This is a genomic window from Williamsia sp. Y844, from assembly GCF_056786475.1.
This window is the reverse complement of sequence record NZ_JBXCJB010000001.1, coordinates 791083-815731: the sequence shown is the minus strand read 5'-3', so window position 1 is coordinate 815731 and position 24649 is coordinate 791083. Positions and strand designations below refer to the sequence as shown.

Annotated in this window: 26 protein-coding genes; 19 read left to right on the top strand and 7 right to left on the bottom strand. The window is 64.5% G+C overall.

Annotated features, from left to right (window positions below; all coding sequences use genetic code 11):
- The first annotated feature begins 21 nt into the window (after positions 1 to 21).
- Both AC1TQG_RS03680 and AC1TQG_RS03675 read left to right on the top strand, forming a co-directional pair.
- A complete protein-coding gene (locus AC1TQG_RS03680; RefSeq protein WP_482135581.1) occupies positions 22 to 1059 on the top strand; it encodes a DMT family transporter in 1038 nt (345 codons plus the stop codon).
- A gap of 49 nt (positions 1060 to 1108) precedes the next feature.
- Positions 1109 to 2470, top strand: a complete 1362-nt coding sequence (locus AC1TQG_RS03675; RefSeq protein WP_482135580.1) for a dihydrolipoyl dehydrogenase family protein — start codon at positions 1109 to 1111, stop codon at positions 2468 to 2470.
- 11 nt (positions 2471 to 2481) lie between these two features.
- On the opposite strand, the gene AC1TQG_RS03670 is transcribed toward AC1TQG_RS03675, so the two are convergent.
- The 3 genes from AC1TQG_RS03670 to AC1TQG_RS03660 all read right to left on the bottom strand — a co-directional run bounded on the left by AC1TQG_RS03670 (position 2482) and on the right by AC1TQG_RS03660 (position 5213).
- Positions 2482 to 3138, bottom strand: a complete 657-nt coding sequence (locus tag AC1TQG_RS03670) for a hypothetical protein (RefSeq protein ID WP_482135579.1) — start codon at positions 3136 to 3138, stop codon at positions 2482 to 2484.
- 95 nt (positions 3139 to 3233) lie between these two features.
- On the bottom strand, positions 3234 to 4604 hold the full coding sequence (locus tag AC1TQG_RS03665) for an FAD-binding oxidoreductase (protein ID WP_482135578.1): 1371 nt from the start codon (positions 4602 to 4604) through the stop codon (positions 3234 to 3236).
- Between the two features lie 156 nt (positions 4605 to 4760).
- Positions 4761 to 5213: a flavodoxin domain-containing protein gene (locus AC1TQG_RS03660; RefSeq protein ID WP_482135577.1), complete on the bottom strand. Its 453-nt coding sequence runs from the start codon at positions 5211 to 5213 to the stop codon at positions 4761 to 4763.
- 150 nt (positions 5214 to 5363) lie between these two features.
- On the opposite strand from AC1TQG_RS03660, the gene AC1TQG_RS03655 reads away from it, so the two are divergent.
- The 6 genes from AC1TQG_RS03655 (at position 5364) to AC1TQG_RS03630 (ending at position 11306) form a co-directional block, all read left to right on the top strand.
- Positions 5364 to 5780 carry a toxin-antitoxin system YwqK family antitoxin gene (locus AC1TQG_RS03655; protein WP_482135576.1) on the top strand — a complete coding sequence of 139 codons (417 nt, stop codon included), beginning with the start codon at positions 5364 to 5366 and terminating at the stop codon, positions 5778 to 5780.
- 66 nt (positions 5781 to 5846) lie between these two features.
- Complete coding sequence (locus AC1TQG_RS03650) at positions 5847 to 6023, top strand: DUF5302 domain-containing protein (protein ID WP_482135575.1); 177 nt, start codon at positions 5847 to 5849, stop codon at positions 6021 to 6023.
- Between the two features lie 96 nt (positions 6024 to 6119).
- Positions 6120 to 7640 carry a CoA-acylating methylmalonate-semialdehyde dehydrogenase gene (locus tag AC1TQG_RS03645; protein ID WP_482135574.1) on the top strand — a complete coding sequence of 507 codons (1521 nt, stop codon included), beginning with the start codon at positions 6120 to 6122 and terminating at the stop codon, positions 7638 to 7640.
- Positions 7641 to 7649: 9 nt separating this feature from the next.
- Positions 7650 to 8831: an acyl-CoA dehydrogenase family protein gene (locus AC1TQG_RS03640; protein ID WP_482135573.1), complete on the top strand. Its 1182-nt coding sequence runs from the start codon at positions 7650 to 7652 to the stop codon at positions 8829 to 8831.
- A complete protein-coding gene (gene mmsB, locus AC1TQG_RS03635; protein WP_482135572.1) occupies positions 8828 to 9697 on the top strand; it encodes a 3-hydroxyisobutyrate dehydrogenase in 870 nt (289 codons plus the stop codon). The genes AC1TQG_RS03640 and mmsB overlap by 4 nt, the downstream gene beginning before the upstream one ends.
- A 175-nt stretch (positions 9698 to 9872) precedes the next feature.
- On the top strand, positions 9873 to 11306 hold the full coding sequence (locus tag AC1TQG_RS03630; RefSeq protein ID WP_482135571.1) for an aldehyde dehydrogenase family protein: 1434 nt from the start codon (positions 9873 to 9875) through the stop codon (positions 11304 to 11306).
- Positions 11307 to 11339: 33 nt separating this feature from the next.
- On the opposite strand, the gene AC1TQG_RS03625 is transcribed toward AC1TQG_RS03630, so the two are convergent.
- Entirely contained in the window at positions 11340 to 11843 is a 504-nt protein-coding gene (locus AC1TQG_RS03625) for a MarR family winged helix-turn-helix transcriptional regulator (RefSeq protein WP_482135570.1), read from the bottom strand.
- A 146-nt stretch (positions 11844 to 11989) separates the two neighbouring features.
- Between AC1TQG_RS03625 and AC1TQG_RS03620 the strand changes: the two genes are divergently transcribed.
- Genes AC1TQG_RS03620 through AC1TQG_RS03595 form a run of 6 tightly spaced genes read left to right on the top strand, consistent with a single transcriptional unit; the run spans position 11990 to position 15547 of the window.
- A complete protein-coding gene (locus tag AC1TQG_RS03620) occupies positions 11990 to 12919 on the top strand; it encodes an AurF N-oxygenase family protein (protein WP_482135569.1) in 930 nt (309 codons plus the stop codon).
- Positions 12916 to 13707 carry a DUF4873 domain-containing protein gene (locus AC1TQG_RS03615; RefSeq protein ID WP_482135568.1) on the top strand — a complete coding sequence of 264 codons (792 nt, stop codon included), beginning with the start codon at positions 12916 to 12918 and terminating at the stop codon, positions 13705 to 13707. The genes AC1TQG_RS03620 and AC1TQG_RS03615 overlap by 4 nt, the downstream gene beginning before the upstream one ends.
- 48 nt (positions 13708 to 13755) lie before the next feature.
- Complete coding sequence (locus AC1TQG_RS03610) at positions 13756 to 13953, top strand: hypothetical protein (protein ID WP_482135567.1); 198 nt, start codon at positions 13756 to 13758, stop codon at positions 13951 to 13953.
- Positions 13954 to 13966: 13 nt separating this feature from the next.
- A complete protein-coding gene (locus AC1TQG_RS03605) occupies positions 13967 to 14353 on the top strand; it encodes an RNA-binding S4 domain-containing protein (protein ID WP_482135566.1) in 387 nt (128 codons plus the stop codon).
- 43 nt (positions 14354 to 14396) lie between these two features.
- A complete protein-coding gene (locus tag AC1TQG_RS03600) occupies positions 14397 to 14960 on the top strand; it encodes a DUF3558 domain-containing protein (RefSeq protein WP_482137248.1) in 564 nt (187 codons plus the stop codon).
- A complete protein-coding gene (locus tag AC1TQG_RS03595; protein WP_482135565.1) occupies positions 14957 to 15547 on the top strand; it encodes a DUF3558 domain-containing protein in 591 nt (196 codons plus the stop codon). Before AC1TQG_RS03600 ends, AC1TQG_RS03595 begins: the two co-directional genes overlap by 4 nt.
- A gap of 18 nt (positions 15548 to 15565) precedes the next feature.
- Here AC1TQG_RS03595 and AC1TQG_RS03590 read toward each other — a convergent pair whose 3' ends face one another.
- Positions 15566 to 16375, bottom strand: a complete 810-nt coding sequence (locus AC1TQG_RS03590; protein WP_482135564.1) for an acyl-[acyl-carrier-protein] thioesterase — start codon at positions 16373 to 16375, stop codon at positions 15566 to 15568.
- A gap of 281 nt (positions 16376 to 16656) precedes the next feature.
- On the opposite strand from AC1TQG_RS03590, the gene AC1TQG_RS03585 reads away from it, so the two are divergent.
- From AC1TQG_RS03585 to AC1TQG_RS03570, 4 genes are all read left to right on the top strand, one after another.
- On the top strand, positions 16657 to 18375 hold the full coding sequence (locus AC1TQG_RS03585; protein WP_482135563.1) for an FAD-dependent oxidoreductase: 1719 nt from the start codon (positions 16657 to 16659) through the stop codon (positions 18373 to 18375).
- Between the two features lie 120 nt (positions 18376 to 18495).
- The gene (locus AC1TQG_RS03580; protein ID WP_482135562.1) at positions 18496 to 19758 is read left to right on the top strand and encodes a glycosyltransferase family 4 protein; all 1263 of its coding nucleotides are present in this window, start codon (positions 18496 to 18498) and stop codon (positions 19756 to 19758) included.
- A gap of 9 nt (positions 19759 to 19767) precedes the next feature.
- Positions 19768 to 20517, top strand: a complete 750-nt coding sequence (locus AC1TQG_RS03575; RefSeq protein WP_482135561.1) for a class I SAM-dependent methyltransferase — start codon at positions 19768 to 19770, stop codon at positions 20515 to 20517.
- A gap of 3 nt (positions 20518 to 20520) precedes the next feature.
- On the top strand, positions 20521 to 21669 hold the full coding sequence (locus tag AC1TQG_RS03570; RefSeq protein WP_482135560.1) for a prenyltransferase: 1149 nt from the start codon (positions 20521 to 20523) through the stop codon (positions 21667 to 21669).
- 30 nt (positions 21670 to 21699) lie between these two features.
- On the opposite strand, the gene AC1TQG_RS03565 is transcribed toward AC1TQG_RS03570, so the two are convergent.
- Positions 21700 to 22575, bottom strand: a complete 876-nt coding sequence (locus AC1TQG_RS03565) for an aldo/keto reductase family oxidoreductase (RefSeq protein WP_482135559.1) — start codon at positions 22573 to 22575, stop codon at positions 21700 to 21702.
- A gap of 131 nt (positions 22576 to 22706) precedes the next feature.
- Here AC1TQG_RS03565 and AC1TQG_RS03560 point away from each other — a divergent pair, with 131 nt between their 5' ends.
- Positions 22707 to 23159, top strand: coding sequence for a winged helix-turn-helix transcriptional regulator (locus tag AC1TQG_RS03560; RefSeq protein WP_482135558.1), 453 nt, complete (start codon positions 22707 to 22709; stop codon positions 23157 to 23159).
- On the opposite strand, the gene AC1TQG_RS03555 is transcribed toward AC1TQG_RS03560, so the two are convergent.
- On the bottom strand, positions 23152 to 24435 hold the full coding sequence (locus AC1TQG_RS03555) for a lipase family protein (protein ID WP_482135557.1): 1284 nt from the start codon (positions 24433 to 24435) through the stop codon (positions 23152 to 23154). The genes AC1TQG_RS03560 and AC1TQG_RS03555 overlap by 8 nt on opposite strands.
- Positions 24436 to 24649: the final 214 nt, after the last annotated feature.

The window sequence follows — 24649 nt, the reverse complement described above, 5'->3', positions numbered from 1 at the left end:
GGCACCTCTCTGATACGGACAGTGCTTCTCGATTATCAGCCGCCGCCGCATCGGTTGCAGGATTACCAGTACCCAAATGTCCCAGTGTTCATCCGGAAGTCGCTGCCGATTGCCTCACAAGAGGCCGCCGCTCTCAGCTTTCTGCCACCCTCGGCAAGTAATGTCGAGGCCGTGCACTTGTTCCTCCCGGCGCTGTTGGCGACGCTGTCAGCTTTGCTCGTCGCCAGCGGAACTCTCGTGCGCCAGCGCTCGTCGACCCCCTCTGGTGGCATCACCAAACGGTGGTGGCTGGGAGTGGTGATCGCGGCGGGCGGTTTCGCATTGCAGGCCGCGGCGCTGGGCATGGGATCGCTGCTCTTGGTGCAGCCGCTCATCGTGCTGTCGGTGCTGTTCGCCTTGCCGATGGAGGCCTATCTGGACCATCGACGTCTCAATTTCCACGAGTGGAAATGGGGCATCATCCTGACGGTCTGCGTTGCGGCGTTTGTGGTGATCGCGCAGCCGGAAGCGGGCTTGGGCCACGTGTCGGTGGGTACGCTCGCCGGCACGATCGTGGTGGTGATCGCCGTCCTGGCCGCGTTGGTCGTGACTTCGCGCTTCGTGTCCGCCCATCATCGAGCGCTCCTGCTGGGTTCGGCATCCGGCTTGCTCACCGGCGTGCAGGCGTTTCTGCTCAAAGGTGTGATGACCCAGCTCGAGGATGGTGTTGTCGAAATCCTCGTCCACCCCGAGGTCTATCTGATCCTTTTGGTCGCTTCCGGGTCGGTGGTCACTCAGCAGCTCGCGTTCGCAGCCCATGATCTGCAGACGTCGTTCCCCGCGATGACGGTGTGGGAGCCTGCGGTCGCCATGGCGATGGGTGTACTGATCCTCGGCGAGCGGATCGACGTCAACTGGATCGAAGGCGTTGTGGCCGGAATCGCTCTGGTGACGATGTTGCGGGCGGTCTTTGTGCTGGCGCGTCATGCTGCCGAACGCGAAACCGAGTTCGAAGTCGACCTGATCAAGAAGGTTGCTCCCGCCTCCGGGGGCAGCGCCATGGGTCCACCGGACCACTGAACCGCCCGTAGGTCTGGAACACGTTCACCTCCAGTGGCAAGGTGGGGTGATGGCAGAGACCGAGTACGACGTCGTGGTGATCGGCGGCGGCCCAGCCGGAGAGGTGGCTGCGCAATACGCCATCGCCGGATCCTCACGAACCGCAGTGATCATCGAGCACGAACTCCTCGGCGGCGAATGTTCCTACTGGGCCTGTATGCCCAGCAAAGCGATGCTGCGACCGGTCGCCGTCCACGCCGCCGCCCGCCACCTCGATGGCATCAAGGTCGGCAAGAAGATGCTCCCCGAAGAACTGTTGCGCCGTCGCGACGACTGGGTGAACGACTACGAGGACGAGGGTCAGGTGAAGTGGGCTCATGGGCTCAACATCGACGTCGTCCGGGGTCACGGGATCCTGGTCGGGAAGCGCACGGTCGAGGTCGACAACGGTGGACGCAGCAGGACCATCAAGGCCCGGCAGGCGGTGGTCGTGGCCACCGGGAGTACGCCGATCATCCCGAGTATCTACGCCACCGCGCATCCCTGGACATCCCGCGATGCGACCGGTGTCCGGGATATCCCGGCGTCACTGATAGTGGTCGGCGGCGGTGTGGTCGCCTGTGAATCCGCGACGTGGATGGCCGCGCTCGGTACCAAGGTCACGCTGGTGGCCCGAGGCACGCTACTGGGCAAATCCGAGCCGTTTGCCGGTGAACTGGTTGCGCAGGGTTTGACCAACAGCGGCATCGACGTGCGGCTGGGCGCGGAGGTGACCGAGGTGGTCCGTCCGGTCGCGGCCGATACCGGGGTGGGCCGGATTCACGGTGATGCGGTGACGGTGACGGCAGGCAGCGAGTCGATCACGGCCGACGAGATCCTGGTGGCCACCGGAAGGCGTCCCGCACGCGCGGGAATCGGGCTCGATTCGGTCAAGGAAGATGCGTCGTGGCTGTATTGGGTTGGCGATGCCAGTGGCGGTCCGGCGCTGACACATTGGGGTAAATACCAGGCCCGCAATGTCGGTCACGCCATCGCCGCCCACGCCGAGAATCGGGTCCCACCTGCGGCGCCCGTCGACGTACCGGTCCCGCAGGTGGTGTTCACGGATCCGCAGGTGTCGAGCGTCGGGCTGACCGAACGTGAGGCGCTTGCCAAGGGAATCGACGTGAAGCTCGCCGATGTCGACATGTCGTCTGTTGCCGGGTTCGGGTTGTTGCGGGACGACGCCACCGGGCGGGCCCGCCTGGTGATCGACCGGAGCGCCGACGTCATCGTCGGGGCCACATTTGTAGGACCCGAGGTCGACGAACTCGTCCACGCCGCGACCATCGCGATCGTCGGGCGAGTGCCGATTGCAACGCTGTGGCACGCGGTGCCGTCATATCCCTCGGTGAGTGAGGTCTGGCTGCGGCTACTGGAGTCGCTCGACTGACTCCGTTGGATTCACACGCTGACCGCGAACCAGCCCTCGGCCTTCTCGATGGAGGTGTCCAGGGGTTGTGGCGTCACGGTTTCGTTGCCATCACGGCTGAAGGGTCCGTCGCCGAGTAATGCCACACCGGTGCAGGTGAATGTGCCGGTGATCGTCTCGTCGTCAAAACCGGTCAGGGTGACATCGCAGCCGGTGTGCATGCTGTCGGCGAAGTAGCCGCCGTCGACCTGCAGACCCATGAAGGCGTCTTCGACCTGGTGGGGATCCTTGCTGGGCAGATTGCCGTCGGTCTCGCCGTCGATGGTGATCAGGATGCCGGCCGATGGGTCACCGAACCGGATCTCGATCTCCTTGTCGATGGCGTCGTATTCGCCTGCGCTCGAATCGGTTTCGACGGTGATGCACTGCGTGGTCCCGTCGGACAATGTCACCGAATATGCCGCTGTGCCGGTGGTGTATTCGACTGATGATGTCGGTACCGCGAGGCGATCGGCGGGTGCGGCAACACCGCACCCGGCTGCGGTCCTGTTCGTCGCTTCGGTCGTGGTCGATTGGGCGACGGGGGCGCCGTCTTCAGAGCTGTCCGAACAGGCGGTTAGCAGGCCCAGGCCAAGGGCGCCCACGCCGAGTGCAGTGGTCAGACGGCGTGCAGATCGGTTGGCGGACACGAGGGTTCTCCTTGAACGATGTGCGGATCGATCAAGAACGTAACGCCCGCAGGGCGACTGCGGCCAGCAGATGAATTCGTTTGAATGTCAGCGGTCTACAGCATGGTCCCCGGATTGAGGATGCCGAGGGGATCGAGGGTGTCCTTGATGCGCCGGGTCAGTTCGATGACGTCGTCGCCCAATTGATCGGGTAGCCAACCTTTTTTGAGCCTGCCGACACCGTGTTCGCCGGTGATGGTGCCGCCAAGCGCAATTGCCAGATCCATGACCTCTCCGAATGCGGCATTGGCCCTTGCGGTCTCGTCGGCGTCGGTGGGATCGTGCACGATCAGCGGATGGGTGTTGCCGTCGCCTGCGTGTGCGATCACGGAGATGAGCACCCGGCGGTTGGCGGCGATCGCCTCGATACCGTCGATCAGGTCGGGCAGTTTGTGCAGCGGTACGCCCACGTCCTCGAGGAGCAGTTGTCCGATCTTTTCGATGGCGGGGATCGCAAATCGGCGGGCGGCGGTGAATGCCTCACCCTCGTCGGGGTCGGTGGTGGAGAACACCTCGGTGGCCCCGCAGTCGGTGAAGGCCTGTTCCATGACGGCGACCTCGGCGGCCGCAGCGGCACCGGGTGCGTCGGACTGGGCGACCAACAGTGCTCCGGCGCTGCGGTCGAGCCCCATATGAAGGTGGTCCTCGACGGCGTTGATCGCCACCTTGTCCATGAACTCGAGCATCGCCGGGCGGATGGTCGAGGTGATGGCCAGCACCGCCTTCGACGCGGCATGAACCGATTCGAACGATGCCACCACCGTGGATGCCGGCGGTTGCGGCGGCAACAGTCGCAGGGTGACCTCGGTGATGATGCCCAAGGTGCCCTCGCTGCCGACGAACAGCTTGGTCAGCGACAGCCCGGCGGTGTCCTTCAGTCGCGGTCCACCGAGACGGACCGCGCGCCCGTCGGCCAGGACCACTTCGAGTCCGAGGACGTAGTCGCCGGTGACTCCGTATTTCACGCAGCACAGGCCACCGGCGTTGGTGGCGGCATTTCCGCCGATGGAGCAGATCTCGAACGAGGACGGGTCCGGCGGATACCAGAGTCCGTGTTCTTTGGCCGCGGCTTTCACCTCGGCGTTGAGCAGGCCGGGCCTGCAGACCGCGGTCCGGGTCACCGGGTCGATGGTGATGTCGCGCATCTTCTCGGTGGTCAGCACGATGCCGCCGGACAGTGCCGTGGCGCCGCCGGACAGGCCGGTACCGGCGCCGCGGGGGATCACCGGGATCTGATGCTCCGCGCACCAGCGGACGGTCGCCTGGACGTCGGCGGTGCTGGTCGCCCGGACCACAGCGATGGGGGTGCCCGCATCGGGATCGAGGGCCCGGTCTTGCCGGTAGCCTGCGACGATGTCCGGATCGGTGACCACCACGCCCGCGGGCAATGCGGCTACCAGCTCTGCCATCACTGTTGTTGTCGACATGTTCGCAGCGTAATCGGCGACGCCGGACGCGGGGTGGAGAGAAGCGCTCGACCTATTGGGCGGAGACGAGCGCAGCGGAGCTCGACCTATTAGGCGGAGACGAAGCGCAGCAGAGCTCGACCTATTGGGCGGAGACGAAGCGCAGCGGAGCTCGACCTATTGGGAACTGACGACTCTGCTGATGCCCTCGGCCCATTCTTTGGCCTGCACCCTCGCGGCAACCTTCGACGACATGTCGTGACGTCCGTGCTCGCCGACCTGGCTCGCGCCGAGTTCGGTCAGCTTCTCGGCGATGATCTCGCCGCCGCGGTTGAAGGTCGCGTCGTAGACGCTGTCGCCGAGTCCGAATACGGCGAAACGCAGCCCGCCCAGCTCGGGCTTTTCCTCGTCGAGGCCTTCGGCGAATGGTTCGGCACCGGTCGGGAGCTCACCCTCGCCGTAGGTGCTGCAGACAACGACGAGGAAGTCGTCGGTGTCGAGATCTTCGACGGCGAAGTCGCTCATGTCGTACATCGAGACATCGTGTTGTTTGGCCAGGACGTCGGAGATCGCATCGGAAACGAGTTCCGCCGTGCCGGTCTCACTGCCGTACAGGATCACAACAGACATGTACATCTCTTTCTACGAGGATGAGGGCCGACCGAGGTTACCCTAACGGCCGGTCTTTTCGACCATCGGGCAAGCAGTACCCAGTCCGTGATGCTAGCGAATCCGATCCGGTGGTCATAGACAACCCGTAATGCTCGGTAGCCTGGGGGGATGAAACCCGACGCTGGCCAGCAGCCCGAGAATGCCCGTGACCCGAAGGGTCACAAAACCGGACTGTGGCGCGAGGCCGACGCGCGAAAGGGTGATTTCATCGGCAGTTACCACAACGGTCGTCGAGAAGGATTGTGGCGGCACTACTTTCGTGACGGCACAGTCCGCTCGGAGTCGAACTATCGTTTCGGCATCCTCCACGGCGAGAGCGTCTGGTATCGAGAAAACGGAGGTCTGCTGCAAAAGGGGACCTTTGTCGACGGTGAGAAGACCGGCCTCTGGGAGCGGTGGAGTCCCGAGGGGAACCTCATCGATCGTGGACATCGAGAGGACGGCAAGAAGACGGGGGAGTGGCAATACTTCGCCGCGGACGGATCGGTGGAGCGCACCACTGTCCACCGGCCCCATTCTGGCTGAACCGGACCGCAAGAAAATCGCCTGACATCGCATTCTGTGATGATTAGGCTCGTAGATGGACCCCACATGAAGGGATATGGCATGGCTGCCGATTCAGAAACCAAACGTAAGTTCCGCGAGGCCCTCGATCGCAAGAATCAGAAGGGGAAATTGGCGGAAGATCACAAGGACGCCGGCTCGAAAGCCGGTGGTCAGCACGGTGCAGAGGGTGGCCCGCACCAGTTCCGCCGCAAGACCGGGTAGTCCTTGCGCAGGTCATCTACGAACCCTCGCATTACTAGGAAGTCCTAGTATATAGTGATCGAGACAACACGTTCGTAGATGACTTGTGAGGACCCCATGACCAGGCAAATCGAACACTTTGTGGACGGCGTCCGCACCGCTGGAACCAGCGGCCGCACCGCTGATGTGCTGAACCCGAGCACCGGCAAAGTGCAGGCCACCGTACCGATGGCCAACCAGGCTGACATCGATGCCGCTGTCGCAGGCGCGGTCGAGGCGCAGAAGGTGTGGGCTGCGTGGAATCCGCAGCGTCGCGCTCGCGTGATGATGCGATTCGTTGCCTTGATCAACGAGAACATCGAAGAGCTTGCCGAGTTGCTGTCCATCGAGCACGGCAAGACCGTCCCCGACGCCAAGGGCGACATTCAGCGCGGCGTCGAGGTCATCGAGTTCGCCATCGGCATCCCGCACCTGATCAAGGGTGAGTTCACAGAAGGTGCCGGCACCGGCATTGATGTCCACTCGATCCGCCAGCCCCTCGGAGTGGTCGCAGGCATCACGCCGTTCAACTTCCCGGCCATGATCCCGCTGTGGAAGGCGGGCCCCGCGCTTGCCTGTGGCAACGCGTTCATCCTCAAGCCCAGCGAGCGCGACCCGTCGGTGCCGGTTCGTCTGGCCGAGTTGTTCCTCGAAGCCGGTCTGCCTGCCGGTGTCTTCCAGGTCATCCATGGCGACAAAGAAGCCGTCGACGGTCTGCTGCACCACAAGGACGTCCAGGCATTCGGCTTCGTCGGCAGCTCCGATATTGCGCAGTACATCTACTCCACTGCAGCGGCCAACGGTAAGCGCGCACAGTGTTTCGGTGGCGCCAAGAACCACATGATCATCCTTCCCGACGCCGATCTCGATCAGGTTGTCGATGCGCTGATCGGTGCCGGCTACGGCAGTGCAGGCGAGCGTTGCATGGCCATCTCGGTTGCCGTTCCGGTCGGAGAGGCCACTGCAAATCGTCTGCGCGAGAAGCTGATCGACAAGGTCAACGCGCTGCGCGTCGGCCACAGCCACGACATCAAGGCCGACTACGGCCCACTGATCACCAAGGCCGCCCTCGAGCGCGTCAAGGACTACATCCAGCAGGGTGTGGACGCCGGCGCCGAGCTGGTCATCGACGGCCGCGAGCGCGCTGCCAACGACCTGACCTACAACGGTGAGAGCCTCGAAGAGGGCTACTTCATCGGACCCACCCTCTTCGATCACGTGAAGAAGGATCAGACGATCTACACCGACGAGATCTTCGGCCCCGTCGTCTGCATCGTCCGTGCTGCCGATTACGAAGAGGCACTGGCACTTCCGACCGACCACGAGTATGGAAACGGTGTCGCGATCTTCACCCAGGACGGCGACGCCGCACGCGACTTCACCTCGCGGGTTCAGGTGGGTATGGTCGGCGTGAACGTGCCGATCCCGGTGCCGGTGGCCTACCACACCTTCGGTGGTTGGAAGCGTTCCGGATTCGGTGACCTCAACCAGCACGGAACCGCGTCGATCAACTTCTACACCAAGGTCAAGACCATCACGACCCGGTGGCCGTCGGGCATCAAGGATGGCGCCGAGTTCGTCATCCCGACCATGGACTGAGGCTTTTCGATGTCAGTTGAGACCTTTTCGCCGTTTGATCTGAATGCGGATGACAAGGTCATCGTCGACACCGCGGCGGCCTTCGCGCGCAAGCGGTTGGCGCCCAGCGCCCTCGACTGGGATGAGCGCAAGCACTTCCCGGCCGCAGAACTGCGTGAAGCCGCCGAGCTCGGTATGGCCGGGATCTACACCAGCGAGGATGTGGGAGGAAGCGGACTACGTCGTCTCGACGGTGTCCGGATCTTCGAGGAGTTGGCCAAGGCCGATCCGACCACCGCCGCGTTTCTGTCGATCCACAACATGTGTACCTGGATGGTCGATTCCTACGGCACCGAATCCCAGCGCCAGAGTTGGGCGTCGAAGATGGCGTCGATGGAAGCCATCGCGAGCTATTGCCTCACCGAGCCGTCCGCGGGAAGTGACGCTGCGGCGTTGCGTACCAAGGCGGTTCGGGACGGCGACCATTACATCCTCGACGGGGTGAAGCAGTTCATCTCCGGCGGTGGTGTCTCCGACGTGTACATCATCATGGCGCGTACCGGTGCCGAAGGGCCGCGTGGCATCTCGACGTTCATCGTGCCATCGGACACCCCCGGGCTGTCCTTCGGTGCCAACGAGCAGAAGATGGGCTGGAACGCGCAGCCCACCGCGCAGGTCATCATGGAGGGTGCCCGGGTGCCTGCCGCCAATCTTCTCGGCGAAGAAGAGGGCAAAGGCTTCGGGATCGCCATGAACGGCCTGAACGGCGGCCGCATCAATATCGCGGCATGCTCGCTCGGTGGCGCACAGGCGGCGTACAACAAGGCGATCACGTATGTCTCGGATCGAGAAGCCTTCGGCGGCAAGCTGATCAACGAGCCGACCATCCGGTTCACGCTCGCCGACATGGCAACCTCGCTCGAGACGTCGCGGCTGATCCTCTGGAAGGCCGCCGCCGCACTCGACGCGGGCCATCCGGACAAGGTCGAACTGTGCGCGATGGCCAAGCGCTACGTCACCGACACCTGCTTCGACGTCGCCGACCAGGCGCTGCAGTTGCACGGTGGTTATGGGTACCTGAAGGAATACGGTCTGGAGAAAATCGTCCGCGATCTCCGGGTGAACCGAATACTGGAAGGCACCAACGAGATCATGCGGGTTGTGATCGGCCGGGCAGAGGCCGACAAGTCGACAAAGGGGCAATATCTATGAGCACCATCGCGTTTCTGGGCCTGGGTCACATGGGTGGACCCATGGCCAAGAACCTGGTCAAGGCCGGACACACCGTGCACGGATTCGATCCGTCGCCCGAGGCGTCCGCGGCCGCAACGGCCAACGGCATCGAGGTGTTCGCCGGTGGGATCGAAGCAGTGGCAGACGCCGACGTCGTGATCACGATGCTGCCGCACGGCAAGGCCGTCGTCGACTGCTACTCGCAGATCCTTCCCGGAACCAAAACCGGTGCGCTGCTCATCGATTCCTCGACGATCTCGGTCGAGGAGGCACGCAAGGTGCATCAGCAGGCGGCCGACCACGGCTTTGCCCAGCTCGACGCCCCCGTCTCCGGCGGTGTCAAGGGTGCCGATGCCGGCACCCTGGCCTTCATGGTTGGTGGCAGCGACGAGGCCTTCGTCACTGCGCAGAGCATTCTGGATCCGATGGCAGGCAAGGTGATCCACTGTGGTGGATCGGGTGCGGGTCAGGCGGCGAAGGTCTGCAACAACATGGTGCTCGCGGTGCAACAGATCGCGATCGGTGAGGCATTCGTGCTCGCCGAGAAGCTGGGCCTGGAAGCTCAGGCACTCTTCGACGTGATCACCGGTGCCACCGGTAACTGCTGGGCGGTCCATACGAATTGTCCAGTGCCCGGACCGGTTTCGACATCGCCTGCGAACAACGACTTCAAGCCGGGGTTCGCCACCGCACTGATGAACAAGGATCTCGGCCTGGCCATGGCCGCGGTCGAGTCGACCGGTGCGATCGCCCCGCTCGGCGAGCACGCCGCGACGCTCTACGCCGACTACGCACAGGAGAACGGCGCCAAGGACTTCAGCGCCATCATCGAAACCCTGCGCTGATCGACGTCGGACCACCACCACTTCGCTCACTGAACTCACGCCCGCGCAGTCTGCACTGCAGGCCGCGCGGATGTGAGAACAGTGAGCGGAGTTGTTTGTATCGGCGCCGATATTGGTAGAGCGGCCTGCCACTGGTAAAGAGATAGGTAATCAGTCCAGGTGCGAGGAGAAACCGATGACGCCCGCCAATGCCCAGAAGTTCTACATCGACGGTCAGTGGGTCGATCCCGTCGGGGCAGCGACGCTCGACGTCGTCGATCCGGCAACGGAGCGCAGTATCGCCACCATCGCGCTCGGCAATGAAAAAGACGTCGAACGGGCCGTTGCCGCGGCCCGATCGGCCTTCGACGGATTTGCCGCCACCACCCGCGACGAGCGAATTGCGTTGCTGGAACGGGTGATCGAAGTGTACAAGTCGCGGCTCGATGATCTGGCTGCCGCGGTGAGCGCGGAAATGGGTGCACCGGCGAAATTGGCCGCTGCCGCCCAGGCGCCGTCCGGGCTCGGACATCTGAAGGCCACGCTCCGGGCGCTACGGGACTACGAGTTCGAAGAGAAGCTCGGTTCGACCACTGTTGTCTACGAACCGGTTGGCGTCTGCGCCTTCATCACCCCGTGGAACTGGCCGTTGAACCAGATCGTGGCGAAGGTGGCACCGGCGCTGGCGACCGGCTGCACCATGGTTCTCAAGCCGTCGGAGATCGCTCCGCTGAACGCTCTGGTATTTGCCGAGATCATGCATGAGGCAGGCGTGCCTCCGGGTGTGTTCAACCTGGTCAACGGTGATGGTCCGACGGTGGGCGCGGCCCTGTCGTCGCATCCTGAGGTCGACATGGTCTCGTTCACCGGTTCGACCCGCGCCGGTATCGAGGTCGCCAAGAATGCCGCACCGACGGTCAAGCGGGTGGCGCAGGAACTCGGTGGCAAGTCGGCCAACATCATCGTCGACGACGACGCGTTCGCCGGGGCCGTGGCACGCGACGTCGCCGCGATGGTGGTGAACTCGGGGCAGTCCTGCAACGCCGGCTCACGCATTCTGGTGCCGGCATCGCGGATGGACGAGGCCGCAGAGATCGCCAGGGCGACGGCGGCAAAGATCGTGGTCGGCGCACCCGATGGTGCCGATACCGTTATCGGACCGGTGGTTTCGAAAGCGCAGTTCGACAAGATCCAGCGGTTGATCCAAACCGGCATCGACGAGGGCGCGACGGTGGTGACCGGTGGCCCGGGCCGCCCGGAGGGCATCGAGGTGGGCTACTTCGTCAGGCCCACGGTGTTCGCCGACGTCACCAATGACATGACCATCGCCCGCGAAGAGATCTTCGGTCCGGTGATGACACTCATCGGCTACCAGGACGAGGACGACGCCGTCCGCATCGCCAACGACTCGAATTATGGTCTGGGCGGGCTGGTTTCATCGGCCGACCCGCAACGGGCCCGCCGCATCGCGCGCCGCATGCGGACCGGCACGGTGCACGTCAACGGGGCCCCGCTGGATCGCAGCGCCCCGTTCGGTGGCTACAAACAGTCGGGCAACGGCCGCGAGTTCGGCAAGTTCGGGATCGAGGAGTTCCTCGAGGCGAAGGCAATCTTCGGCGACAACGACTGAGTGACACCGAATTCACTCCGGCGGCATCGGTTCTCAGATGTCGCCGGAGTGCTTGCGTACCGCGTTGATCGACTTGACCAGTGAATTGGCCTGGGACTCGGTCATTCCGACGTCGCCGAAGACGTCGCTGTTGAGCGCGAGGGTGGCTTCTTCCACCGTCTCGCGCCCGGAATCGGTGATCTCGACGAGTGTGGTGCGACGGTCCGTCGGGTGCGGTACGCGGCGGACCATGCCGGCCTCCTCGAGGCGGCGGATCGCGTGGGTCACCGAGGTCACGTGCACCTGGAGCCGGTCGCTGGCCTTGGTGATCGGTAGCGCGCCTCGCCTGCTGAATGCCAGTAGTCGCAGGAGTTCGAACCTGGAGAAGCTCAGCCCCCAGGGCTTGAGTACCGATTCGACCCGGGCGAGCAGGATCTGATGGACGCGCATCACCGATGTCACGGCCTGCATGCCGACTGCAACGTCACCCCATCCGGCCGCCTCCCAGTTTCGGCGAGCCTCGGCGATGGGGTCGTCGTCTGGGAAGTCGCTCGGCATCCTCCTATTCAACAGCAGCGGCAGCGCGCGTCCCGGTAGGTCCCGACCCCAATGTCGACACCGGTTTATGTGACAGTGAGCATTGACACATTGTGGGGTGGCGCATAGCGTCGGGTTCAGCGAACACAACGCCACCAGGAGGCCCGATGTCAGCCCCATCCCGATCCCGTTCCGAATCACCGAAGGCCGAGGTGTCCGGCGGCCGTGAGGCGATCGCCGCGAGATTGCTCAGCGGTTCGGTCAAGCGGTCGTATTCACCGATCGTCGACCTCGACTGGGACGCCCCACTCGATCCGGACAAGTACTTCTTGCCGCCGCGGGTGTGCAGTTTGTACGGCACCGAGTTGTGGACGGGCCTGTCCGAGGAGCAGCGGATCGAGGTGTCCCGCCAAGAACTCGCCAACATCCTCTCGATCGGTATCTGGTTCGAGAATCTGCTCAACCGGTCTCTGCTGCAACGACTTCTCAAGCAGGATCCGGCGTCGTCGGTCAGCCACTACGCCCTGACCGAGATGGGCGACGAATGCCGTCACATGGTGATGTTCGGGCGCGCCATCGAACGCAGCGGCGCGCGGGCCTACGGCTTGGCGGGGTGGGAGCGAATGATCATGCTGGCGCTCCCGTTCGGATTGCGGGGCTCGATGATGTGGGTTGCCGCGCTGGTCGGTGAGGAGATCTTCGATGCGCTGCAGCGCGAGATGCTCGACGATCCCGAGCTGCAGCCGCTGGTCTCCCGGCTGATGCGGATCCACGTCACCGAAGAGTCTCGGCACATCGGGTTCGCCAGGGACGGCATCGTCCGTCGTCGCAGTACCCGCGGGCGCTGGGAGACCTTTCTGGCCGCGAACCTGCACGGACTGGCCGCGCTGCGATTCAAATACCTCTTCACCAATCCGGCCATGTACGCCCGGGCGGGTCTGGACAAGCACGAGGCCACCCGCGTCGCCCGCAGCAATCCGAACTTTCACCAGATGCAGCTGCTCGGGTTCGCCGATCTCGCGCAGTTCCTCGAGGACAACGGTCTGATGACCCGGTTCTCGCGCGGGGCGTGGCGCAAGGCGGGCTTCCTCGAATGAGCTGGTTACGCGTGGGTCTGGTCGGATCGGGACCGGCCATGTCGGCGATGGTTGCGCGATTGCGCAGATCGCCCATCGACGTCGAGTTCTCGACTGTGGCGGCGGTCGGGGAGTTCGACGCCACCAGCGACCTCTGGGACAACGACGGACGCAGCCGGATCCTGATCACCTCGGACGCTGCGCCCGACGACAACTACCTCGGAGTCGTCAGCAGTCGGCAGCCCAACCTTTTTCACGTCGATGGTCCTGCGGTCGACTACATCGGTGCGGCCATCGACGAACTCGTCTTGTCCGGCTCGACCCGGGTGCAGGTGCGGATACCGATCGAACGGTCATGGCTCGGGTACGTCCGCGCCAACGGCGGTGAGCGCAAACGCGCCCGTGAGCTCAACCGGTTCGATGCCTCCGACCATGACTTCAGCTCTGCCGAGATCCGGGACGAGGGCGTCTACGACGGACCGGCTTCCATCGGTCACGAAGAGGATCAGGTCACTTCCCGGATCCGGGTCCAGGGTTACGTCGATCCCCTCGACGGCCAGTACCACTGGGCCGGAATCGCCTTCGGTGACGAGGTCCGCGCGCTCAAGGATGCGAAGGTCACCGCGGTGGAGGTCGTGGTCGGCGATGGCGAGCCGGTACCGGCCCGCCTCACGGAGATCACCCCGTGGGGGACCGTACGGATCACCGGTGTCGGAGCACCGCCCTATCCGCTCGACGACGCCGAGCTTCTGGTCCGCGGCGCACAGCCTGGTTCGCAGTTGATTCCTGCACCGAGCAATTCTCCGTAGACTGGGCACCGTGCGACCGCCGAGGTCGCGCCAGGTCGAGGAGGAACCATGGCCAAAGAAATCGACAGAGACCGTACCCGGGCGGTCAAACAGACCGTCTCCGCCCATCCCGGCATGGTGTTGTTCGCTCTGGCCCCGGCGGTGATCGTCTTCGGTGTCCTGTGGCTCATCACCAATTTCTGGATTGCGCTGATCGTCGGTGTGGTCGCCGGCGGCGCCGCCCTGTGGAAGCTCCTCAGCAATTGATGTCCCGACACTGATGTCAGGCGCGCAACCCAGCACCAGGGTCGACAGCTGGATCTGGGCGGTCCGGCTGACCAAGACCCGATCCGCCGCTGCCACCGCCTGTCGCGGTGGACACGTCAAGGTCAACGGAACCCCGGCCAAGCCTGCGCAACATGTGGCGATCGGCGACGAGGTCCGGATCCGGGCTGCCGGCCGCGACCGCATCGTGGAGGTCGCCCGAGTCGTCTCCAAGCGAGTTGGCCCACCCGTTGCGGTGGAGTGTTTCATCGACCGCAGCCCACCTCCTCCTCCCAAGGAACTGCTCGCCGCGCTCCCGTTGCGCGATCGCGGCAGCGGTCGTCCCACCAAACGTGAACGGCGCGAGACGGACCGGCTGCTCGGCCGACCAGATGTCAGCTGATCAGTCGGCCGCAGGCGGGCACTTCTCTACACTGCAATCTGTGATGACCTCGGCGCGCAAGAATCGGATCGGGGCGGTGATGGCGGCGGCGTTCGCGGCGATGCTCATGGTGGTGGGTTGCTCCGATGACAGCTCCGCCGACACCGACCGGACAACCAAGGCGGACGCACCCAGCGGCAAGGCCGGGGAGGGTCCGTTCTTCGGTGAATGTGGTGGCGTCACCACCGAGGACGTCACTGCGGTCTCCAAGATCGGTGGCCTGACGAACACGATCAACAATCCATCGGTCTGCGAATGGGTCACCGCGCAGGATCAACTCGGTCCGCAGTTGTCGTTCAACTGGTACCGCGGCAGCCCGATCGGCCGCGAACGCGCCACCATCCAGCTCTCCCGAGACGTGGTCGAGGACATCACGATCGACGGCCACACCGGCTTCATCGGCTCGAGTGAGGGTATCTGCGAGATCGGTATCGACTTCGGCGCCGATTTCTTCGAGTGGTCGGTCACCTACGGCCTGGCCTCACCGGGTCAGGCCTACCCGAGCCGTGCCGAGATCTGCGAAGTGGCCAAAACGCTTGCCACCCAATCCGTCGAGAACGCCAAATGACGGGCCGCCGAAAGACGGGCCGCCCCAGCGGGGTTCGTCGCCGTGTCGCCGGGCCGGCCCTGCTGGCCGTGCTGGCCACTGTCGCCCTGCTGGCGGGCTGTACCCGGGCGGTCGACGGGGATGCCACCGCGATCGGTGGAGGTAGCGGCACCGCCGACGGAAACGTCGACACCGACGACTACAAACGCCTGCTCTACGAGTGCGAGATCATCGCCCCGGAATCCATCGCGAACGCGGTCGGCGGCACGGTCGCCGAACCGGGCTTCTATGGTGCGATCTGCCGATGGACGGTCAACGGCCCGGTCGTCACCGAGGTCACGTTCAACTGGTTCGAGTGGGGCGACATCGAGGTCGAGAAGTCGACGGCCAAACAACTCGGCTACACCACCGAGAACGTCAAGGTCGCCAGCGTCACGGCCTTCACACAGGTCAACCCGGCCCGTCCGGCGTCGTGTGGGATCACCGCCAGGGCGCCCGGCGGCGGGATCTACACCTGGTTCGTCGAACCGCGCAGCACGACACCGATCGGAGATCCCTGCGCGGCACCGACCAAGCTGATGGAGATACTGCTCGGCGGCGGACAGTGACGGGCCTCGAACGATAGATCAGACGGGGCGTTTGGTGATGGTGACGGTCGCTGCCACCTTGTCGCCGTCGATCATCCACATCTGGAGCTGGTCGGCATCCCGCCGGCGCCGGATCGTCACCGTTGCTCCGGGTTGGATCGCGCGCAGGTATTCGATGACGACGCGATGTGGGCCCTTGACGAGGTCCTCGTGGTCGAGGACTTCATCTTCGACAACGGCGAAGTATGCGGCGTTGTTCAGATGCTTGAACGGATCGAAGTCGGTGGCCCGGAGAACATGCGGGCGGTCGGCCTCCGACGGCTCGGGCGCGGTGGCGGTGTTCATCGTCTTCCAACGCAGTCGATGTTCGTCGGTCGACCGGCTCAGCAATTCGAACGCCTCGTCGGTCAGCCGTGAGGGCAGACCCTGATCGTTGACGTTGATCCAGAACGCCTCGGTCTCGATGAGTCCGTCTTCGCGAGGCTCCGGGTTGAACCGATTGGTCTCGTGGGTCGAGGTCACCCGGACCCGCATGTTGGTCCAGCGGGTCGACAGCGCGCCGCACCAGCGCTCGAGTTTCACCTCTGCAGGCCAGGAGATCGGGCGGATCACGTCGATCACCGTGCGACGGACGATCCAGAACGGATCGGTGGTGTGGAAGTCGGTCGCCTCGAGGTTGTCGTTGGCGATGTCCTGGAGGTAGCGGGTCAGTCCGTCGAATCGCAGGCGCATGTACTGGTCGACGTCTCCCGTGCGGACCCGGTAGTTCGATTCGAAGTGGCGGGCGCCTTCCTTGAGATCTGGCAGCTCGAGGGGGTGCAGTGCAGCGTCGATCGGCGAATCCGGCATATCGGGTCCTCTCGTTTTCCGCGGTGGCAAGCGGGTGTCGCGAAGGTCCGCACCAGGATCGCAGCATATGGGCTTCTCGTAATCGGGCGGGTGGCATTACCTTTGTGGGACCGGCGTAACAAAAAGTGTCGAATGATGACCTCCGACACGTCTACTCGGTCGCGGGGACTCAGCCATAACTCCTCGTCGCGGCCTGGTAGTTGGACGCCGGGCAAATTCAGGGTAAAAATTGGAACAGGTTCCATTTTTGGAACGAAGAGAGTAGTCGAGGTAGGGGCCGTATGGCACACGTGATCACGCAGCCTTGTTGCAACGATGCCAGTTGCATCAGCGTATGTCCGGTGAACTGCATTCACCCGACGCCGGATGAGCCGGAGTTCGCCACCGCGGAGATGTTGTACATCGATCCGGATACATGCATCGACTGTGGTGCATGCATCGACGAGTGCCCGGTGGAAGCGATCTTCCCGGACGATGCGCTCGACGAAGGCCAGGAGCGTTACCTCCAGATCAACGCGGACTACTACACCGACCACGACGTGTCGGGTGGTCTGGTCGCACCGCGCAAGAAGCCGCCGCTCCCTGCTGACAAAGAACTCCACGTTGCGATCGTCGGGGCCGGGCCCGCTGCCTTCTATGCGGCCGAGGAACTGGTTCGGCACAGCTCGATCCGCGTCGACATGTTCGACCGCCTCCCGACCCCGTACGGCCTGGTGCGGGCCGGTGTCGCTCCGGATCATCCGTCGACCAAGGGCGTGGAGAAGACGTTCGCGTCCACCGCTGCCAAGCGAACATTCGAGTACTTCCTGAATGTCGAGGTCGGCAAGCACCTCGACCACGGTGACCTGACCGACCACTACGGCGCCGTCATCTACGCACATGGAGCGTCGACCGACAAGCACCTGGGTATCGACGGTGAGGATCTGTCCGGCAGCATCGCCGCGACCGATTTCGTGGCCTGGTACAACGGGCACCCCGATTACACCGACAAAGACTTCGACCTGTCGGCGCAGCGTGTGGTCGTGGTCGGCAACGGCAACGTCGCCCTCGACGTGGCCAGGATCCTGCTGGACAGCCCAGACAAGCTCGCCAAGACCGACATCGCCGATCACGCCCTCGAGAAGCTGCGGAGCAGCAACGTCTCGGAGGTCGTCCTGCTCGGCAGGCGCGGCGTGGCCCAGGGCGCGTACACCAACTCGGAGTTCCTCGCGATGGGCGACATCCCCGGTGTCGACGTGATCATCGACCCCGAAGAACTCGTGCTCGATGCGGCGAACCAGGCCGCACGAGACGCCGGGACCCTCGACTCGACGATCGCCACCAAGGTGCGCATCGCCGAGGAGTTCGCCGCGCGCGTGCCCACCGAGGGCAACAAGCGGGTGGTGTTCCGCTTCCTGGTGTCGCCGCTGGCGATCAAGGGTTCGGGTGAGGGCGTCGAAACTGTCCGTTGTGCTCGCAACGAGTTCGTGAACGCCCCGGATGAGTCGGCGGACAACTCCGGCGATTCACCACGGCCGGCATCGAGCCGGGTTGCGATCAGGCCGACGGGCGAAGAGTTCGATCTGCCTGCCGGCGTGGTGATGCGGGCGATCGGTTACACCGGTCTGCCTTTGCAGGGTGTGCCGTTCGACGGTGGTCAGGGCGTGGTGCCCAACACCGGAGGGCGTGTGCTCGAGACACCCGGCGGTGAACGGCTCGAGGGCGTGTACGTCACCGGCTGGATCAAGCGCGGGGCCACCGGCGGTATCGGCATGAACCGGTTGTGTGGTCAGGAGACCGCACTCGCGGTCATCGCGGACTTCACGGAGGGCAAGCTCTCCGACCCGGTGAAGTCGCGTGAGGAGATCCCCGCTCTCATCGCGGAGCGCGGCGCCGACCGGATCGATGGCGCCGGCTGGAAGAAGATCGATCTCGCCGAACGCACCGCGGGCAAAGCGGCGGGACGACGGCGGATCAAGCTCGTCAGCATCGAGGCCATGGAGGCTGCCGCCAAGGCCTAGGCACCCGAAATGGGGCCGGCCGGGTGAATCCGGCCGGCCTCGGCAGTGTTCTGCCGAACCAGCAAGGCACGTTCTGGACGGATACGGTTACGGCCACCAGGCCCGGTACGAAAGGTCACAATGCGCGTAGCACTGCTGTCTTACCGAAGTAAGCCTCATTGTGGTGGACAGGGCGTGTACGTGCGTCACCTGTCGCGGGAACTGGCGCTGCTGGGACATCAGGTCGAGGTGTTCTCCGGCCAGCCGTATCCCGATCTGGACGACAAGGCGATCGCCGCGGGTGTCACGCTCACGAAGGTGCCCAGCCTGGATCTCTACAACGACGAGAATCCGTTCCGGACGCCGTGGCCGTGGGAGATCAAGAGCTGGATCGACGCCCTCGAGGTACTGACGATGTGGACCGCGGGATTCCCGGAGCCACTGACGTTCAGCCTGCGCGCCGCGCGGCTCCTGCGGAACCGGACCGAAGATTTCGACGTCGTCCACGACAACCAGTGCCTGGGCTACGGACTGTTGCAGATCGAGCGCGACGGGTTACCGGTCCTGGCGACCATCCACCACCCGATCACGCGGGACCGGGAACTCGCGGTGAAGGCGGCGAAGGGGTGGCGCAAGATCACCGCGCGACGCTGGCACGGCTTCCTGGCCATGCAGGGCCGGGTGGCCCGTCGGATACCGCGCCTGCTGACGGTGTCGCGCAGCAGCGAGGTCGACATCCGCAAGGCCTTCGGCATCCCCGAAGGTCGCCTGACAACGATCCCGCTCGGCGTCGACACCGAACAATTCCGGCCAGGGGCGCAGCGGGTGCCGGGCCGCATCGTGTGTGTCGCCAGCGCGGACGCCCCACTCAAGGGTGTGTCGTATCTGCTCGAAGCGGTGGCGAAGTTGCGCGCCGAACGGAATGTGGAGCTCAAGCTGGTGTCGAAGCTGGTGCCCGGCGGACCGTCGGACACCCGGATCGACGAGCTCTCGATCCGAGATTCGGTCGAGGTCGTCTCGGGCCTGGACGACGACGAGCTCGCGGCGTTGCTGGCCTCGGCCGAAGTCGCCTGTGTGCCGTCACTCTACGAGGGTTTCTCGTTGCCCGCGGTCGAGGCGATGAGCTGCGGGACACCGTTGGTGGCAACGCGCGCCGGTGCCATCCCCGAGGTCGTCGGGGAGGCGCAGGAAGCGGCGCTGTTGGTGCCACCGATGGATTCGGGTGCATTGGCAACGGCTCTGGGGTCGCTGCTCGGTGACAGGGAGTTGCGGGATCGGCTCGGCGCAGGTGGTCGCGCCCGGGTCGAGGACCGGTACAGCTGGTCGGCCGTCGCCGCCAAGACCGCACAGAACTACCAGCTCGCGATCGACGAGTTCAATCAATCAGAAACGTTCGGGCACTAGGGGGCAGAGTTGTTAACCGTTGATTTTGATCGACTCGGAGTTGGCGCGGGGTGCAAGGCGATCGACATCGGGGCCGGGCAGGGACGGCACTCGTTCGAGATGTTCCGGCGTGGTGCCGACGTGATCGCATTCGATCAATCGGAAAGCGACATGGCCGCGGTCGCGGAGATGTTCGACGCGATGATCGCGGAGGGGCAGGTTCCGGCCTCGTCCAAGGCCCGCGCCGAAGTCGGTGACGCACTGCGACTTCCGTACGCCGACGGTGAGTTCGATGTGGTCCTGATGTCGGAGATCCTCGAACACATCCCGGACGACACCGACGCCATCGCGGAGATGGCGCGCATCCTGAAGCCCGGGGGGCTGGCTGCGGTGACGGTCCCGCGGTACTGGCCGGAAAAGGTCTGCTGGGCTTTCTCGGACGAGTATCACGCCAATGAGGGTGGGCACATCCGGATCTACAAGGCGTCCGAACTGGCAGGCAAATTGCGCAATGCCGGACTCGAGGTGACCGGAACGGGACATGCGCACGCACTGCATGCGCCATATTGGTGGCTCAAATGTGCAGTGGGCGTGGAGAAAAACGACAACCCGCTGGTGAAGGCTTATCACAAGCTGCTGGTGTGGGACATGATGAGCGCGCCGAAACTGACGCGGGTTGGCGAGCAGATCCTCAACCCGGTGATCGGCAAGAGCGTGATCCTGTATCTGCAGAAGCCCGCAATTGGGTCGAGCTCCGCCTCCGGCCCCGGGTCGGCCTGATCCATGGCCGACCTGCCGAACCTGACGGACGCGCCGAACACTGTTGAACTGCCGAACAAACTCGACCTGCCGAACCTCGCCGGGATCCTCACGGTCGACGAGTGGCTGGCGACCGGCCGGGCCATCGCGGCGATGCAAGAGCCGACCGGCGCGTTGCCGTGGTTCCCGGGTGGACAGACCGACCCGTGGGACCATATCGAGTCGGCAATGGCGTTGTCCGCCACCGGATTGATCGCGGAGGCGGAGGCGGCCTACGAGTGGTCCCGGCGGCTGCAGCGCGAAGACGGTTCATGGCCGATCCGGTTGGTGGTGGGGGAGGTGACCGACGCCAACACCGACAGCAACTTCTGCGCGTACATCGCCGTCGGTGTCTGGCATCACTACCTGATCACCGGGGACATCCGATTCCTGGAGAAGATGTGGCCGACGGTGTCGTCGGCGATCGACCTGGTTGCCGAGTTCCAGGCACCGGGCGGGGAGTTCTATTGGGGCGCAACCCATCCCTTACCGCCGCAGACCGGTGCCCACGAGGGGATGTACCACAGCGCGCTGATCACCGGGAACGCCAGCATTCATCAGGGGCTGGGGTGCGCGATCCTGATCGGCAACGAGTTGGGCAGGCCGGTCGGTGATTGGGAAACCGCACTGCTGGCCCTGGGTCACGCGCTGCGTAGTCATCCGGAACTGTTCGAACCCAAGCCCGAATACTCGATGGACTGGTACTACCCGGTGCTCGGCGGCGCGATCCGTGGTCGCGCCGGACAAGAACTGATCGCCGCACGTTGGCACGATTTCGTGGTCACCGATCTGGGCATCCGATGCGTGGATCACCGGCCGTGGGTGACCGGCGCCGAGACCTGTGAACTGGTGCTGGCCCTGGATGCGTTGGGCGACACCGCCGATGCCACGCTGCTGCTCGGTGACATGCAGCATCTACGCGACCCCGACGGCTCGTACTGGACCGGACTGGTGTTCGCCGACGGCAAGCGCTGGCCGGTCGAGAAGAGTTGCTGGACGTCGGCTGCGGTGGTGCTCGCTGTAGATGCGCTCAGTCGCACCACCGCAGGCAACGGCATCTTCCGGGACGCCGATCAGGTGGCGGCTCGTATCCGGGTCACCGGTTCGGACGGATGTGGTTGCGCCACTGCGTGACCGGGTTCGGCTATCCGCGGCGCGGTGCGGTCATTCGCGTCCGATGGTGTCCAGCTCGGCGAGATCGTCATCGGACAGTGTGAGCCCGGCGCCTGCGATGTTCTCGCGGAGGTGCGCGATCGACGACGTGCCGGGGATCAGCAGGATGTTCGGTGATCTGTCCAGCAGCCAGGCCAGGGCAACCGACATCGGAGTCGCGCCGAGCCGGGTGGCCACGGAGGAGAGCGCCGAGGACTGGAGTGGGCTGAACCCGCCGAGCGGGAAGAACGGCACGTAGGCGATGCGCTGCGCGGCGAGCCGGTCGATCAGCTCGTCGTCCCGGCGGTGGGCGAGGTTGTACATGTTCTGCACGCACACGATCGGTGCGATGTCCTGTGCTTCGGCAACCTGTTCGGGGGTGACGTTGCTCAGGCCGAGGTGACGGATGAGGCCCTGCCGCTGGAGGTCGACGAGCGTCGTGAACGCTTCATCGACCGGGTCCGCCGCCGTCCCATCGGCGGTGCCGAGTCGTAGGTTCACCAGATCCAGGGTCTGCAGTCCGAGCGATTCGAGGTTCTCCTCGACCTGACGACGCAGCTGATCCGGCTCTCGTGCCGTCGGCCAGCCACCCTGATCGTCGCGCTGCGCACCGACTTTCGTCATGACGTGCAGCGAGTCCGGGTAGGGATGCAGTGCTTCGCGGATCAGCTGGTTGGTGATGCGAGGCCCGTAGACGTCGCTGGTGTCGATGTGGGTGATGCCCAGGTCGACGGCCTCGCGCAGGACGGCGATCGCGCCGTCGGGATCGGCGGGCGGGCCCATGACCCAGGGGCCCGCGAGTTGCATTGCGCCGTAGCCGAAGCGGGTGACGGTCAGATCGCCCAGCGCCCAGGTGCCACCGGGCAGTGTTGCGGAGAGTGTGCTCATGTGGATGTGTCTTTCGTGTCGATCGCGCGTCGGTGCCTCGTGGCGCCTCACTTCACAATCGTCCTGTAACTTCCTATTGGGAAGTGGGCACTTTCGAGTGCCTTTGTCACCCGTAGGTGAGGGAGCAGACGATGAGCACGACCACGGCGGCCGATAAGCGCGCTCAGGCCAAGACCGAATACGACGCATTCCTGGATGTCTGTCCGAGCCGCAAACTGCTCGATCGGCTGTCCGACAAATGGGTCACCCTGATCCTGTGCGCGCTCGGCGGCGGATACCAAGCCGACGAACCCCGTCCGATGCGCTTTTCGGAACTGTCCCGGGCGCTTGCAGGCGTCAGTCAGAAGATGCTCACGCAGACACTGCGTTCGCTGGAGCGGGACGGCTTCATCACGCGGACCGTGACCGCCACCGTCCCCGTCACGGTCTCCTATGAACTCACCGATCTCGGTCTGTCACTGCGTCACCTGATGAGCGGCCTGAAGAACTGGGCCGAGACGCACATGGACGAGGTGGACCAGAACCGCGCAGCACACGATGCCCGCACGGCCGACGGCCCGATCGCCGCGTACTCGATCAGTTGAACTGGCAGCCAGACAGGGGCTTTCCGGCGAAGCGATCGAGGAGGTAGTCGACGCCACCGCCGGGCAGTACACCGTCGGTGATCATCGGCAGTGCGTGATTGGCCGCGGTGCCAGACAGGATCGGCGGGATCCCGTTGCTGCGGAACTCCACCGTTGCGCCCTGGTCGCACCAGTTCTGTGCCAGCCGTCGGGCCTGCGCGTACGGGATGACGTCGTCGTTGAGGCCGTTGGTCACCAGGACCGGTGCGGTCGGGGTGAGTTTGCCGATCTCCTGGTCCTCGATCACCGCGAGCGCGGTGGGGCTGTCCCTCACGTTGTCCAGCATTGACCGTCCGTCCTTCGTCAGCGATGTTGTCGACATGAACGGGTGGGACAGGATGCTGTCGCCGATGCACTCGGTGGAGATCCGCTTCAGGACAGCTTTTCCGGCGTCCGTGAACTTGTTGTCGACCAGGTCCGCCAGCACCGGATGACGCTCGACAAATCCGTTCAACGCATAGCCGATCGCTCCGGCGATGAGGTTGTCGTCGATTGCGGGCAGGACGTCGAGAAGGTCGGCGGGTGGTGCGCCGGCGAACGTGCCCTTGACGTTGAGTTCCGGTGCGTAGGTGGGCTGGAGTTCTGCTGCTGCAGCCGCAGCGCCACCGCCCTGCGAGTAACCCCAGAAGGCGATGGGCGCGTCAGCGTCGTCGCCGAGCGACAGTGCCGCCCGCGCGCCGTCGAGCATCGCGTGTGCTTCCTCGGCGCGGTTGACGTAGGTATGGGTGCCGGGGGTACCGAGCCCGATGTAGTCGGTCATGAAGACCCGGGCTCCTTCGGCCAGCCAGCGGTCGGCGGCGATCAACTCGTAGTTGATCGATGCGGAGAGCGGATCGTCGCTCACACGCAGTGCGGTGGAGAAGTTGCGGGAGGGCGCGCATTGGTCGCCCTGGCCGACGGTTCCCGGGCCGATGACGATCGTCGGCCGGTCACCTTCACCCCGCCACGGGACCGCGGGTTCGACGAAGCTGCCGGTGACGGCGGTGGCGGTGCCGTCCTGGAGTGCGGAGGTGTACATGATCCGCTGTCCTTCGCCCGGCCACGAACCGCTGCGGCCGGGTATCGAGGCGTACAACGGCATCGACTGGGTTTTCAACACGGTCCCGGCGTCGGCGCTGATATCTGCAGGCGGCGTGTAGAAGCCACCAAAGGTGTCAGGTTCGGCCTGCGCCACTGCGATCACCCCAGCGACCTGCACCAATCCCGCAATCGCAATCGTCGATATCAACCGTGACATCCGCATTCATCGCCCCCGTTGGCGTTCCGCCGACGGTATTACCCGCCAGTAACTTATGTGAGTCGGGACGCTATCAGAAGTGTGTGTGGTGGCGAGCACAAGGATGTCTTACGCGTCGCTAATTGTTGTTTTCGGGTTGGGTGAACGCCGGTCTGGCGAATCTGGAACGTGTTATATTTCTGAGGTTCGCCGGACTGGTGTCCAGTCACCAGTC

Excerpts from the sequence above, each read along its gene's own strand:
- AC1TQG_RS03675 (WP_482135580.1), top strand. The coding sequence starts at position 1,109 with ATGGCAGAGACCGAGTACGACGTCGTGGTGATCGGCGGCGGCCCAGCC.
- AC1TQG_RS03665 (WP_482135578.1), bottom strand. The coding sequence starts at position 4,604 with ATGTCGACAACAACAGTGATGGCAGAGCTGGTAGCCGCATTGCCCGCG.
- AC1TQG_RS03660 (WP_482135577.1), bottom strand. The coding sequence starts at position 5,213 with ATGTCTGTTGTGATCCTGTACGGCAGTGAGACCGGCACGGCGGAACTC.
- AC1TQG_RS03655 (WP_482135576.1), top strand. The coding sequence starts at position 5,364 with ATGAAACCCGACGCTGGCCAGCAGCCCGAGAATGCCCGTGACCCGAAG.
- AC1TQG_RS03650 (WP_482135575.1), top strand. The coding sequence starts at position 5,847 with ATGAAGGGATATGGCATGGCTGCCGATTCAGAAACCAAACGTAAGTTC.
- AC1TQG_RS03645 (WP_482135574.1), top strand. The coding sequence starts at position 6,120 with ATGACCAGGCAAATCGAACACTTTGTGGACGGCGTCCGCACCGCTGGA.
- AC1TQG_RS03640 (WP_482135573.1), top strand. The coding sequence starts at position 7,650 with ATGTCAGTTGAGACCTTTTCGCCGTTTGATCTGAATGCGGATGACAAG.
- mmsB (WP_482135572.1), top strand. The coding sequence starts at position 8,828 with ATGAGCACCATCGCGTTTCTGGGCCTGGGTCACATGGGTGGACCCATG.
- AC1TQG_RS03630 (WP_482135571.1), top strand. The coding sequence starts at position 9,873 with ATGACGCCCGCCAATGCCCAGAAGTTCTACATCGACGGTCAGTGGGTC.
- AC1TQG_RS03625 (WP_482135570.1), bottom strand. The coding sequence starts at position 11,843 with ATGCCGAGCGACTTCCCAGACGACGACCCCATCGCCGAGGCTCGCCGA.
- AC1TQG_RS03620 (WP_482135569.1), top strand. The coding sequence starts at position 11,990 with ATGTCAGCCCCATCCCGATCCCGTTCCGAATCACCGAAGGCCGAGGTG.
- AC1TQG_RS03615 (WP_482135568.1), top strand. The coding sequence starts at position 12,916 with ATGAGCTGGTTACGCGTGGGTCTGGTCGGATCGGGACCGGCCATGTCG.
- AC1TQG_RS03610 (WP_482135567.1), top strand. The coding sequence starts at position 13,756 with ATGGCCAAAGAAATCGACAGAGACCGTACCCGGGCGGTCAAACAGACC.
- AC1TQG_RS03605 (WP_482135566.1), top strand. The coding sequence starts at position 13,967 with ATGTCAGGCGCGCAACCCAGCACCAGGGTCGACAGCTGGATCTGGGCG.
- AC1TQG_RS03600 (WP_482137248.1), top strand. The coding sequence starts at position 14,397 with ATGACCTCGGCGCGCAAGAATCGGATCGGGGCGGTGATGGCGGCGGCG.
- AC1TQG_RS03595 (WP_482135565.1), top strand. The coding sequence starts at position 14,957 with ATGACGGGCCGCCGAAAGACGGGCCGCCCCAGCGGGGTTCGTCGCCGT.
- AC1TQG_RS03590 (WP_482135564.1), bottom strand. The coding sequence starts at position 16,375 with ATGCCGGATTCGCCGATCGACGCTGCACTGCACCCCCTCGAGCTGCCA.
- AC1TQG_RS03585 (WP_482135563.1), top strand. The coding sequence starts at position 16,657 with ATGGCACACGTGATCACGCAGCCTTGTTGCAACGATGCCAGTTGCATC.
- AC1TQG_RS03580 (WP_482135562.1), top strand. The coding sequence starts at position 18,496 with ATGCGCGTAGCACTGCTGTCTTACCGAAGTAAGCCTCATTGTGGTGGA.
- AC1TQG_RS03570 (WP_482135560.1), top strand. The coding sequence starts at position 20,521 with ATGGCCGACCTGCCGAACCTGACGGACGCGCCGAACACTGTTGAACTG.
- AC1TQG_RS03565 (WP_482135559.1), bottom strand. The coding sequence starts at position 22,575 with ATGAGCACACTCTCCGCAACACTGCCCGGTGGCACCTGGGCGCTGGGC.
- AC1TQG_RS03560 (WP_482135558.1), top strand. The coding sequence starts at position 22,707 with ATGAGCACGACCACGGCGGCCGATAAGCGCGCTCAGGCCAAGACCGAA.
- AC1TQG_RS03555 (WP_482135557.1), bottom strand. The coding sequence starts at position 24,435 with ATGTCACGGTTGATATCGACGATTGCGATTGCGGGATTGGTGCAGGTC.